This window comes from Micromonospora sp. NPDC050686, assembly GCF_040654475.1.
In the GTDB taxonomy this organism is placed as follows: Bacteria; Actinomycetota; Actinomycetes; order Mycobacteriales; family Micromonosporaceae; genus Micromonospora.
This window is the reverse complement of sequence record NZ_JBFAID010000009.1, coordinates 63,451-75,438: the sequence shown is the minus strand read 5'-3', so window position 1 is coordinate 75,438 and position 11,988 is coordinate 63,451. Positions and strand designations below refer to the sequence as shown.

Annotated in this window: 11 protein-coding genes; 8 read left to right on the top strand and 3 right to left on the bottom strand. The window is 74.7% G+C overall.

The window, feature by feature from the left end; genetic code table 11:
* Positions 1 to 15: 15 nt before the first annotated feature.
* The 3 genes from AB0H57_RS10005 to AB0H57_RS09995 form a co-directional block, all read right to left on the bottom strand.
* Complete coding sequence (locus AB0H57_RS10005) at positions 16 to 819, bottom strand: SAM-dependent methyltransferase (RefSeq protein ID WP_357504623.1); 804 nt, start codon at positions 817 to 819, stop codon at positions 16 to 18.
* A gap of 107 nt (positions 820 to 926) precedes the next feature.
* Positions 927 to 1,769: a hypothetical protein gene (locus tag AB0H57_RS10000; RefSeq protein ID WP_357504621.1), complete on the bottom strand. Its 843-nt coding sequence runs from the start codon at positions 1,767 to 1,769 to the stop codon at positions 927 to 929.
* Between the two features lie 14 nt (positions 1,770 to 1,783).
* Complete coding sequence (locus AB0H57_RS09995) at positions 1,784 to 3,007, bottom strand: TIR domain-containing protein (RefSeq protein WP_357504619.1); 1,224 nt, start codon at positions 3,005 to 3,007, stop codon at positions 1,784 to 1,786.
* 175 nt (positions 3,008 to 3,182) lie between these two features.
* On the opposite strand from AB0H57_RS09995, the gene smpB reads away from it, so the two are divergent.
* The 8 genes from smpB (at position 3,183) to AB0H57_RS09955 (ending at position 11,933) form a co-directional block, all read left to right on the top strand.
* Positions 3,183 to 3,674: an SsrA-binding protein SmpB gene (smpB, locus tag AB0H57_RS09990; protein WP_357504617.1), complete on the top strand. Its 492-nt coding sequence runs from the start codon at positions 3,183 to 3,185 to the stop codon at positions 3,672 to 3,674.
* A gap of 33 nt (positions 3,675 to 3,707) precedes the next feature.
* Positions 3,708 to 4,151 (top strand): helix-turn-helix transcriptional regulator, encoded by a 444-nt coding sequence (locus AB0H57_RS09985; RefSeq protein WP_357504615.1) that lies wholly within the window; start codon positions 3,708 to 3,710, stop codon positions 4,149 to 4,151.
* A 5-nt stretch (positions 4,152 to 4,156) separates the two neighbouring features.
* Entirely contained in the window at positions 4,157 to 4,567 is a 411-nt protein-coding gene (locus AB0H57_RS09980) for a VOC family protein (RefSeq protein ID WP_357504613.1), read from the top strand.
* Between the two features lie 160 nt (positions 4,568 to 4,727).
* Positions 4,728 to 5,282 carry a sigma-70 family RNA polymerase sigma factor gene (locus AB0H57_RS09975; protein WP_357504611.1) on the top strand — a complete coding sequence of 185 codons (555 nt, stop codon included), beginning with the start codon at positions 4,728 to 4,730 and terminating at the stop codon, positions 5,280 to 5,282.
* A gap of 67 nt (positions 5,283 to 5,349) precedes the next feature.
* The gene (locus AB0H57_RS09970) at positions 5,350 to 6,102 is read left to right on the top strand and encodes a zf-HC2 domain-containing protein (RefSeq protein WP_357504609.1); all 753 of its coding nucleotides are present in this window, start codon (positions 5,350 to 5,352) and stop codon (positions 6,100 to 6,102) included.
* A gap of 180 nt (positions 6,103 to 6,282) precedes the next feature.
* Positions 6,283 to 7,518: a family 16 glycosylhydrolase gene (locus AB0H57_RS09965; protein ID WP_357504607.1), complete on the top strand. Its 1,236-nt coding sequence runs from the start codon at positions 6,283 to 6,285 to the stop codon at positions 7,516 to 7,518.
* Between the two features lie 243 nt (positions 7,519 to 7,761).
* Positions 7,762 to 8,178, top strand: a complete 417-nt coding sequence (locus AB0H57_RS09960) for a hypothetical protein (RefSeq protein WP_357504605.1) — start codon at positions 7,762 to 7,764, stop codon at positions 8,176 to 8,178.
* Positions 8,175 to 11,933, top strand: coding sequence for a hypothetical protein (locus tag AB0H57_RS09955; RefSeq protein ID WP_357504603.1), 3,759 nt, complete (start codon positions 8,175 to 8,177; stop codon positions 11,931 to 11,933). Before AB0H57_RS09960 ends, AB0H57_RS09955 begins: the two co-directional genes overlap by 4 nt.
* Positions 11,934 to 11,988: the final 55 nt, after the last annotated feature.

The window sequence follows — 11,988 nt, the reverse complement described above, 5'->3', positions numbered from 1 at the left end:
CGGCGGGCGCGCCGGTCAGGGCTTGCGGCCGACGCCGCCGTAGCCGTCGACGGTGACGACGGCGCCCTCGGGCCGCCACTGGGTGAACGGCACCAGCCCCGGCTCGACCATCTCCAGTCCGGCGAAGAACCGGGCGATCCGCTCGGGGCTGCGCAGGTGGTACGGGACCGCGCCACTCTCGTTGTACTGCCGGTGCGACTCGATCACCTCGGGGCTGGTGTCGGTGCCGTCGGAGAGCGCCAGGTAGCTGCCAGACGGCACCGCGTCGAGCAGCCGGCGGACCACCCCGGCCGCCTCGTCGTCGTCGCCGACGTGCCCGAGGACGCCGAAGAACAGCACCGCCACCGGCTGGTCGAGGTCGAGGTGCGCCCTGGCCTGCCGCAGGATCGCCTCGGGGTCGCGCAGGTCGGCGTGCAGGTAGTGGGTGAGGCCCTCGGGCGCGCCGACCAGCAGGGCCCGGGCGTGGGCGAGCACCATCGGGTCGTTGTCGACGTACACGACGTGGCTGTCCGGCCGGACCCGCTGCGCCACCTGGTGGGTGTTGTCGGCGGTGGGCAGGCCGGTGCCCACGTCGAGGAACTGGCGGATGCCGGCGTCCCCGGCGAGGTACCGCACCGCCCGGGACAGGAACGCCCGGGACTGGCGGGCCGTTTCGATCATCGCTGGGAACACGGCGCGCACCTGCTCGCCGGCGAGGCGGTCCACCTCGAAGTTGTCCTTTCCGCCCAGCCAGTAGTTCCAGATCCGGGCGGAGTGCGGCACGCTGGTGTCGATGGCCGGCTCCGAGCCGGCGACGGAGGTAGCGGTACGGTCTGCCACGGGGCATCCTTCCGGGTGGCATGGCGTTCACAAGGGACGGTCCATGTTCGCACGCGCAACCTGGGGGCGCGTACCCCCGTCCGGTCGGTCCGCTCTCCCGCCCGGCTTCAGCGGCGGCCGGCGTTGAGCCGGCCGAGCCCGAGGCCGACCAGCCCGGCGATCTCGCCCGGCCGATGGGTCTCGCTCAGCCGCCGGTTCTCCTCGGCGCTCAGGCCGTTCTCCGCCAGCCCGGCGGACCGGTCGGCGAGCCGGGCGAGCGCGTCCCGGTAACCCGGGTCGGGCGGCCCGGCCTGCTCGGCCGCCGGGAGGAAGTCCGGGTCGCCGACGCCGACGGTGCGGGCGACGTCCCAGGTGGCGCCGCCGAAGCCGCCGGCGAGGTAGAGCGGGGTGCGGTGCTCCACCGCCAGCAGCGTCTCCTCGAACAGGCCCGGCATCCGGCCGGTGAACCCGGCCCGCCGGCCACCGATGACCACCTGGCCGTCAACCCGCCGGGCCAGCCAGGCCCGCATGGCGGTGAGCGCCGGCGCCCGCTCCGACTCGTCCACCGGCGCGGGATCATCGCCCCGGCCCTGCGCCGGATCCACCTCGTTGCCCGCTGGGTCCAGGCAGACGACGGTGGCGTGCAGGGCGGCGTCGCGGCACAGCCGGCGCAACTCGGGCAGGGGCAGCCGGCGGTGGTTCTGCCAGGCGAGGCAGATCAGCAACGGCGGCTCGTCGAGCGGCCCGTAGCGCTGCACCTCCCGCAGCAGGAAGCTGGTGTGCCCGTCCGGCTGGAGGTGGCCGCCGTACGCCAGCGTCCCCCCGCCGACCAGCACGGTCCGGGCGATCTCGGCCAGCGCCAGGCGGAAGTGGTCGGGCAGCAGGCCGAGCCGGCCCAGGTCGGGGCTGTCGGACGCGGAGAGCCCGACCCGCACGCCGGTCAGTGAGTCCCGGGGCAACAAGCCGGTCATCCAAGCCTCCATCGTCAGCCGAGCCGCGCGTCGAGCATCCGCGGGGTCAGCAGATCGACACCGCCGTCGAAGCCGGCGGCCCAGGCCATCTGATCGAGGACGAGGCTCTCCTGCGGCCCGAGCGGCGGTTCCGGGTGCAGTACCCGGACGGTAGCACCGGCCGGCGTCGGCCGCCCGGAGCGCACGCGGTGCAACCAGTCGGCGAACGTGGCGGCCTCCGGGGAGCGGGGCGCCCACCAGTCCACCATCAGATCCGGCCAGTGTCGCTGCGCGATCCGGCGCTGCCGCTGCCACAGCGCGCTGCTGAGGCACTCGTCGACCAACTTGCGCAGGCCGCGCCGGATGCCGGTGTCCGGCTGGTCCGGGGCGAGCCGAACCCGCGGCACGTGGTCCATCAAAAAGGAGCCGCGGTCGTCGCTCACCCGCAGGTCGTCGAGGACGACGATGGGCACCCCGGCGCACTTGGCCAGGTGCACCTCCTCCTGGCACCACTTGCGGGCCGAGTAGTGGTCCCCGCGTACGGCGAGCAGGGCGCTACGGCGGGCGTTGTCGCGCAGCACCCGCGCCCACCGCGACCCGGCCTGGATGCTGTGGGCGTCGAAGAACTGGTCCAGGCGCGTGCCGGCGATCATGTCGCAGACCCGCCGTACGACGTTTGTCGCCCGCTGCTCGTCGTCCGGGTCGGCGTGCCGGCTGTGGCTGACGAAGACCGTCAGGGCCCGGTCGCCGGCGCCCCGCACCAGCTGGGCGAGGGTCTGGCTCAGGTCGCGGCACCGGCGCTGCGCCGGCGACTCGCCGGGGAGCCCCGCGGTGTCCAGGCGTTGGTAGCCGTCGAGGAGCGCGCCGAGACGGGTGCGGTGGACCGCGCCCTCGGTCAGCACCACCGGGTAGATGCCGACATGTGCGGGGTCGGCCCGCTGTCCGTCGACGAGGGCCGTCAGGTAGTCGCGCCACGGCGCGTCCCCGCCCTGGCAGGCTCTGGCCAGTGCCGTGCCGAGCAGCGGCACCACGGCGACGAAGGCGGCCGGCGGCGAGCTGCCCGGGCGCGGGTCGGCCGGCAGCGGGACCGGTCGCGGCACGTCGTCGCTGCCGCGCCACCCTTGCGACCGGACGAACACCGACACCGCCCCGCCGATCAGGCCGGTGAACGCGTCCCCCTGGAAGTGATCCACGATCTGGTGGGCGATCTCCTCGCCATCGGTGTCGCCGTGGTGCCAGACGACGTAGATCTCGAGCACGGGCGGCAGCATGGCTCCTGTCTATCCGATGTGGACGGCACGCGGCCAGCCCGGCGCACGTTCTTCGATCCGTTCGGCCGGCCCGGGTCGACCTGTCGGGCCGACCCGCCAGCGCCCGGGGTCGCGGGTCCCGGCGGGTATCCTGCTCGGGGTCGGCCGAGCGGGGAGGTGGCAGGTGACCAGGGAGACCGGGCGCAGGCTCATCGCCTCGAACAAGAAGGCACGGCACGACTACACCATCCTCAAGACGTACGAGGCGGGGCTGGTGCTGGCCGGCACCGAGGTGAAGTCGCTGCGCGAGGGGCGGGTGTCGCTGGTCGACGCGTTCGCCCAGGAACACGACCGCGAGCTGATGCTGCACGGGCTGCACATCGCCGAGTACGGCTTCGGCACCTGGACGAACCACGCCCCGCGCCGCACCCGCAAGCTGCTGCTGCGGCGGGTGGAGATCGACCGGATTCTGGACCGGCTGCGCGAGGGCGGGCTGACCCTGGTGCCGCTGTCGATGTACTTCGCCAACGGGTGGGCCAAGGTCGAGCTGGGCCTGGCCCGGGGCAAAAGGTCGTACGACAAGCGGCAGACCCTGGCCGAGCGGGACGCCAACCGGGAGATCGCCCGGGAGTTGGGCCGACGGCTCAAGGGCCGGCCGGACCGGGCGGGTCGTTAGCCGCCGGGGCCGGTCACCGGGCAGACTGGCAGGGTGACCGGCAGTCCTGATCCGCGCCTGCGCGAACTCGTCCTGCTGCGCCGCGTCCGGGACCGGATCGACCGCGACTACGCGCAGCCGCTGGACGTGGAGGCGCTGGCCCGTGGGGTGCACCTGTCGGCGGGCCACCTGAGCCGGCAGTTCCGGGCCGCCTACGGCGAGTCGCCCTACAGCTATCTGATGACCCGGCGGATCGAGCGGGCGATGCACCTGCTGCGCCGGGGCGACCGGTCGGTCACGGAGGTCTGCTTCGCGGTGGGTTGTTCGTCGCTGGGGACGTTCAGCACCCGCTTCTCGGAGCTGGTCGGGATGTCGCCGAGCGCCTACCGGCGGGCGGCCGGTGGGGACGGCGTGGGCATCCCGGGTTGCCTCGCCAAGCAGGTGATGCGACCGGTCAGGAATCGAGAAGCCGGCGCCGGTCGTGCCGGCCTAGCGTGATCGGCATGAGCCTGATCATTCACCAGACGTTCCTGCCGGCCGACGATCCCGACGCGTCCCTCGCCTTCTACCGGGAGGTGTTGGGTTTCGAGGTGCGCAACGACGTGGCGTACGGGGGCAAGCGCTGGATCACGGTCGGGCCGGCGGACCAGCCGCAGACGTCGGTCGTGCTCGAGCCGCCGGCCATGGACCCGGGTCTGACCGAGGACGAGCGCCGTACCATCGCCGAGCTGATGGCCAAGGGCAGCTACGCGCGGATCGTGCTGGGCGCCGCGGATCTGGACGGCACGTTCGAGCGGGTGCAGGCCAGCGGCGCCGACGTCGTCCAGGAGCCGATTGACCAGCCGTACGGCATCCGTGACTGCGCGTTCCGCGACCCCGCGGGCAATCTGGTCCGCATCAACCAGCTCGGCTGAGCCGAAACGCCGGGCCGCGCCGGCCCTGACGAGGTGGGTGGGCGGCGGCGCCTGCGGTAGGCTTCCGCCCATTCACTACTACGGCTTGTCGTCGTCGCATCCGGCTGCGCCGGATCATGATGCGTCGGCGTCGCCGGGCGGCCTGACCGGGAGGTACCCGATGGCGGAGGACGACGCGGAGATCACCGCTTGGGCGGTGGCCGCCGGTCGGGGAGACCGGGAGGCCGCCGCCCGTTTCGTCCGGGCCACCCAGCACCAGGTCCGGCGGTTCCTCGCCGCCCTGATCTCCCCGGCGGAGGCGGACGACCTCGCCCAGGAGACCCTGCTGCGGGCGATGCGGTCGCTGCCGTCGTTCGCCGGCCGGTCCTCGGCCCGCACCTGGCTGCTCACGATCGCCCGGCGGGTGGCGGTGGACCACATCCGGGCGGCGTCGGCTCGCCCCCGGACGGTGCCGATGCCGGACGCGTACGACCGGGCCGACACCACGGGCGGCTTCGACCGGCAGGTGGTGCTGGAGCAGGTGATCGCGACGTTGCCGGCGGAGCGGCGGGAGGCGTTCGTGGCCACCCAGGTTCTCGGCCTGTCCTACGCCGAGGCGGCCCAGGTGTGCGGCTGTCCGGTCGGCACCATCCGTTCCCGGGTGGCCCGCGCCCGCGAGGATCTGGTCGCCGCGCTGGGCGGCGGCGCCGAACGCCGCGACGGGGCCGTCGGATGAGCCCGCTCGCCCGCGTTGACCTGGCGATCCCGGGAACCATCGGCGCGGCCGGGCCGACTATTCGGGCATGAGGTGCGAGCAGTGGCGTGAGGTGTTGTCGGCGCAGCTGGACGGCGAGGAGACCGCTGCCGAGCAGGCGGCGGCCGAGGCTCACCTGTCCGGCTGCCCGGCCTGCCGGGCCTGGTTGGACGCGGCCGCCGCGGTGACCAGGCGCACCCGGCTCGCGGTCAGTGTGCCGGGGCCGGACCTCACCGACGCGGTCCTGGGCGCGCTGCCGGCGCCACGCCGGCGGTCGGGCCGACTGGTGCTGTCGCTGCGGGCGGCGTTGAGCCTGGTCGGTGCGGCGCAGCTCACGCTCGGGCTGGTGCAGATCGGGCGCGGCGTCGCCGCCCCGCACACCCACCTGGTCGACGGTCTCGGCGCCGCGGGGCACCTGTGGCACGAGTCGGCGGCGTGGAACGTGGCGGTCGGGGCGGGCTTCCTGTTCGTGGCGACCCGGCGTACCCGGCCGACCGGTCTGCTGCCGATGTTGAGCGCGTTCGTCGCGACGCTGGTGCTGCTGTCGGTCAACGACCTGCTGACCGGGTCGGTGGACACCACCCGGCTGGTCAGTCACGGATTCCTGCTGGCCGGGTACGGGATCGTGGTGGCCCTGTCCCGGCCCGGGCTGCGGCCCGACGGGCCGACGCGGGGCGACCGCGCCGATCGGACCCGGTGGCGGCTGCCCGCCCAGGACGAGCCGGCCGCGCCGCCCGCGCTGCGCATCGTGCCGCCGCCGTACGCCGGATCCGCGCACCACCGGGACCGGACGGCCGCCTGACGCGTACGTGCTGGCGCGGTCAGCCGGTCGGCGCGGCGCGCCCTGCCCGAGAGCGCTCTCTTGACACTCGATCGCCGCCTTCGTACATTGACCGTAATCGATTAGTACGGTTTGTTTACCGTTCGGTCGGGCCCGTTCCTCCGGCCGCCGGTGACCACCCCGCAAGCCAAGGGAGGAAGCGTGCGCACCATCCGCACCATCGCCGCGCTGGCGCTGGCCGCCGTCGGCCTGTCGATCGCCCTCACCGCCACCACCGACGCACCGGCCGTCGCCGGCCCCGGCGCGGTCACCTGGTCCGACGAGTTCAACGGCGCCGCCGGCACCCCACCGGACCCCGCGAAGTGGCGCTACGACACCGGCGGCGGGGGCTGGGGCAACAACGAACTGCAGTACTACACCACCAGCACCCGCAACGCCGCCCTCGACGGCAACGGCAACCTGGTGATCACCGCCCGCAAGGAGAACCCAGGCGGCTACAACTGCTGGTACGGCAGCTGCCAGTACACCTCGGCCCGGCTGCTGACCAGTGGCACGTTCGCCCAGGCGTACGGGCGGTTCGAGGCGCGCATCAAGATCCTCCGCGGGCAGGGGCTCTGGCCGGCGTTCTGGATGCTCGGCAACGACATCGGCAGCAACCCGTGGCCCAACAGCGGCGAGATCGACATCATGGAGAACGTGGGCTCCGCGCCGTCCACCGTGTGGGGCACCCTGCACGGCCCGGGCTACTCCGGCGGCAGCGGCCTGAGCGGGTCCACCTCGCTGCCCGGCGGCCAGGCCCTCGCCGACGCCTTCCACACCTTCACCGTGGACTGGGCACCCGACTCCGTCACCTGGTATCTCGACGGCGTGGCGTACTCCCGCAAGACCCCGGCCGACGCGGGCGGCAACCGGTGGGTCTTCGACCACCCGTTTTTCATGATCATGAACGTCGCGGTCGGCGGCAACTGGCCCGGCTCGCCGAACGCCAGCACGACCTTCCCGCAGACCATGGTCGTCGACTACGTCCGGGTGCAGGCCTGGGACACCGGCAGCGGCGGCACCGGCGCACCGATCGTCGGCTACGGCAACAAGTGCGTGGACGTCGCCGGCGCGAACCCCGCCAACGGCACCGCCGTGCAGCTCTGGACCTGCAACGGCACCGCCGCCCAGCGGTGGACCTGGGCCGCCGACGGCTCGGTGCGCGCCCTCGGCAAGTGCCTGGACGTCACCGCCGCCTCCACCGCCAACGGCGCCAAGGTGCAGCTCTACGACTGCAACGGCACCGGCGCCCAACGGTGGGTGTTCGGCTCCGCCGGTGACATCGTCAACCCGCAGTCCAACAAGTGCCTGGACGCCACCGGGGTCAGCTCCGCCGACGGCACCCGGTTGCAGATCTGGGACTGCACCGGCGGCGCGAACCAGAAGTGGCGTCGCTGACGCACCGCAGGTCGGGCCCGACCCACTTCCCCACCGAGGCAAGATCACCCCGCGCTGCGCAAGAACCAGGCTGGGTCGTACTTGAAGGACACCGCCTCGTCGGCCGGAGCGCCCAGCGGCGACCGGGGCCAACTCTGGCCCCGGCCGTCACGACCCCGTCACACCTCCACCGCAGCGCACTCCCGGTCGGGGTGACCGTCTACTGTGTGGTGGGTTGGTGACGGTGTGGTGGGGAGCGACGGCATGGATCCGATCGTGGTGGCCGCCGGTACGGCGCTGGTGTCCGCGATGGCCACCGACGTGTGGCAGCAGGCGCGCGGGCAACTGGTCGCCCTGTGGCGGCGGGCCCGCCCCGAGCAGGCCGAGGTGATCGAGGGCGAGCTGGCGGACGTACGCGACGACGTGCTCGCCGCCCGGCAGGCCGGCGACGCGGAGACCGAGCCCGCGCTGGCCCGGGCGTGGCAGCTGCGCCTGCACCGGCTGCTCGGCGACGACCCGGCGCTCGCCGCCGAACTGCGCCGGGTGCTCGACGAGACGCTGACCCCGGCGCTGCCCGCCGACGAGCGCGCCCGGATCGACTCGGTCGTGCTGAACGCCCACGCCACCGGGCACGCCCGCATCTACCAGGCCGGCCGGGACCAGCACCTCACCGAGCGGTGAGCGCGGAGCAGGGCGACCAGGTCGGCCTGTCCGCCGACGCCCGCGACCACGCCCGGGTCTACCAGGCCGGCCGGGACCTGTACGTCAACCACGCCGTTCCGGCCCGCTCCGGCTATCTCCAGCAGGTCCGCCGGCTGGCCCCGGAGGTGCTCCGCGACCGGGACGCCGAGCTGGCGGAGCTGGCCGCCTTCTGCACCGCGCCCGACGGCCCCGCGTACGCCTGGTGGCGGGCCGGGCCGTGGGCCGGCAAGTCCGCGCTGATGTCCTGGTTCGTGCTGCACCCGCCGCCCGGCGTGCGCGTGGTGTCGTTCTTCGTCACCGCCCGCTTTGCCGGCAGCAGCGACCGGGGCGCCTTCCTGGACAACCTGTCGGTGCAGCTGGCCGAGCTGCTGGCCGAGCCGGCGCCCACCGGCCTGCCGGAGGCGGTCCGGGAGGGCTACCTGCTCGACCTGCTGGACCGGGCGGCCGGCTGGTGCGCCGATCGCGGCGAGCGGCTGGTGCTGCTGGTCGACGGCCTGGACGAGGACCGGGGCGTCTGCGTCGGCCCGGACGCGCACAGCATCGCCGCCCTGCTGCCCGACCGGCCCGGGCACGGCATGCGGGTGCTGGTGGCGGGCCGGCCCAACCCGCCCATTCCCACCGACGTGCCGCACCGGCATCCGCTGCGCGACCCCGCGGTGGTCCGCACCCTGGCGGTCTCCCCGCACGCCCAGGCCGTGCGGCACGACGCCAACGGGGAACTGCGCCGCCTGCTCGACGGCACCGACCTGCAACGGGACCTGCTCGGCCTGCTCACCGCCGCGGTCGGCGGGCTCAGCGGCGCGGATCTGACCGAGCTGACCGGCGCCGACCAGTGGCAGGTGGAGGAGCACCTGCACACCGTCTCCGGCCGGACCTTCCTCACCCAGGCCAGCCGGTGGCGGCCGGAGGACGGCCCCCAGGTGTACGTGCTGGGGCACGAGGAGTTGCAGCAGAGCGCCCGGCACTACCTGGGCCCGGCCCGGCTGGCCGGCTACCGGCGGCGGTTGCACGACTGGGCGGACGGCTACCGGCGGCGCGGCTGGCCGGAGGGGACGCCGGAATACCTGCTGCGCGGCTGGTTCCGGCTGTTGCGCGACACCGGCGAGGTGGACCGGATGGTGGCCTGCGGCACCGACCAGGTGCGGCACGACCGGATGCTCGACCTGTCCGGCGGCGACGTGACCGCGCTGGAGGAGATCAGGACGGCGCAGGACGCGGTGCTTGCGGCGGGCGAGCCGGACCTGGTGACCTTGGCCCGGCTCGCTGTGCACGCCCGGCAGCTCGACCAGCGCAACACGCGGATCCCACGTGAGCTGCCCGCAGTGTGGGTTGCGCTCGGCCACCCGGCCCGCGCCGACGCCCTCGCCCGGTCCATCGGCGACGAGTCCCGCCGCAACGCGGCGCTGCGCGAGATCGCGACGACGTTCTCCCGCGGCGGTGACACCGGGCAGGCCGAGAAGGCCGCACTGGCGATCGCCGACGAGCACACTCGGAGCCGAGCGCTGTGGTTCCTGGCCGGGGACCTCGTCGACGCGGGACGGTTCGACCGGGCCGCGTCGATCGCTGACGCGATCCCGCAGGCCACGGAGCGAGCGCGCAGCTTCGCGTCCATCGCCGACGCGCGGCTGCGGTCCGGTGACCCCGCCGGCGGGATGGCCGCCGCCGGCCGGGCTGAGGAGGCCGCACTGCGGATCGACGAGCCGGGCGAACAGGCCCGGGCTCTGGCCGACCTGGCCCTGCTGGTGGCCGGTCAGGGCGGCGCCGCCCGCGCCGGCGACCTGGTCCGGCGTGCGGAGGTCGCCGCCGACCGGGTGGCCAAGGCCGACGAGCGGGTGTGGATCCTGGTCCGGCTGGCCTCGCGGTGGCTGGAGTCGGGCGACGTCGAGCGGGCCCGCCGGGTCGCCGACCAGGCCGCCGCGACCGCCCTGTCGACCACCGCGACGGAGCGGCGGCGGACCGACTTCGCCGCCTTGGCCGCGGTGCTGCTGGCGCTGGGCGACGGCCGGCAGGTGGACGCCGTGGTCCGGCTGGTCAGCGAGGCCGGCCAGCCCGCGGAGACCGCCAGGCTGGTGCCCGTCCTGGCAAAGGCGGGCGACTGGACCCGGGCCACGGCGATCGCCGAGTCGATCATGGAGGACGCCGCCAGGGTGACTGCCTTCACCGCGCTGGCCGGGGTGGCCGACATGGCCGGCGACGCTGCCGGCGCACGGCACTGGCTGCACCGGGCGGAGGCGGTGGCCCGGCCCCTCGGTGACCCGCATCGCGGCCCAGTGGCCCTGGTGGCGTTGGCCCGGGAGCTGGCCCGGCAGGGTGATCACGTCCGGGCGGGTGTTCTGGCCGAGGCGATCGCCGACGCCGTCCAACGGGTGGAGACACTGTGTCTGGTGGCCCGACTGGCCGGCGGCGCGGGACAGGGCGACGCCGCCCGAAGCCTCGCCGCCCGCGCGGCGGCGGTGAGCGAGACCGTCGACGGTGACCCTTCGGCCCGAGGACGGATCAAGGCCGAGGTGGTGTCGGCGGCGATCAGCGCCGGTGACTCGGACAGCGCCACGGCGATCGCCCGGACGATCGGCGATCCGGGCGCCCGGGCCGACGCCCTCACCCGGGTCGCCGCCGCCCTCGTCCGCTCCGGCGACGCCGGTGGCGCCCGCCGGCTCGCGCACCTGGCCGAAGCGGCGTACCGGTCGGCCGGTGGACCGCAGGACGGTACGTCGGCGCGCATGGCCCGGGTGACCGGGCTGGCCGCGTCCGGCGCGGTCGAGGCGGCCGAAGCAGCCGCCGACTCCCTCGTCGACCCCGACGAGCGGGCCTGGGCCCTGTACGCCCTGGCCCGGTGGCTGGGGTCCGCCACTGGCGAGCCCGCGCCGGCGCTGATCGAACGCGCCCGCACCGCCGCGCGCGCCATCGACCGGGAGGACCGGCGGAGCCGGATCCTGCTGAACCTGTCGGAGCTGGCGCGAAATCGTCCGCTGCCGGCCGCGTCGTCCACCCGGGCCGTGCACATCTGGCTACCCAGCATGCGCCAACTGTCGGCGCGGGTGGAAAAGCTGGTCGCGGCCGGCGATCTGGCCGGCGCCCGGCAGAGCGTCCGGCAGGCCGAGCCGTGGGCCCGGGCTCTCCCCGACCCCGACGAGCGGCAGCACGCCATCGGCGTACTGACCCGGCTGCACGGGCTGGCCGGCGACATCGACAGCGCCGAGGCGCTGTCCCGTGGGATCGAGCGGCGCTACGACCGGGTCGACGCGCTCACCGGCCTGGCCCTGGCCGTGGCGGCCGCCGGCGATCCGGGGCGCGCCGAGGCGATGGCCCGCCGCAACCTCGAACCGTCCGACCAGGCTCACGTGCTCACCGAACTGGCCAAGGTCGTCGCGGTGACCGGCCCGCCGGAGCACGCGGAGGCGCTGACCCGGTCCATCCCGGACGGACGTCGGCGCGATGTCGGGCTGACGGGTGTGGCTGAGGTGCTGGCCCGGGCGGGACACCTGGATCGGGCGGAGGCGGTGGCCCGGTCCATCGTCGGCCCGTTCGAGCAGGCGAAGGCCCTCACCGCCGTCGCCGAGCACGCCGATCCCGGGCGGGCCCGCCGGCTGGTCGCGCTGGCGCTGCGGCTGGGCGACTGGTTCATCCCGCTGGAGCTGCTGCCCCGTGTCGACCCGGCGGCCTGCCTCGCCGTCGCCGACGAGTACTTCCGGCTCAACCCGGACCAGGCGGCGTCGAGCAGCCCGGCCGGGTGACCGACCACCGGCTCCGGGTGTCGAGCGGGCATGCCGGGGCCCGGCTCCCGTACGG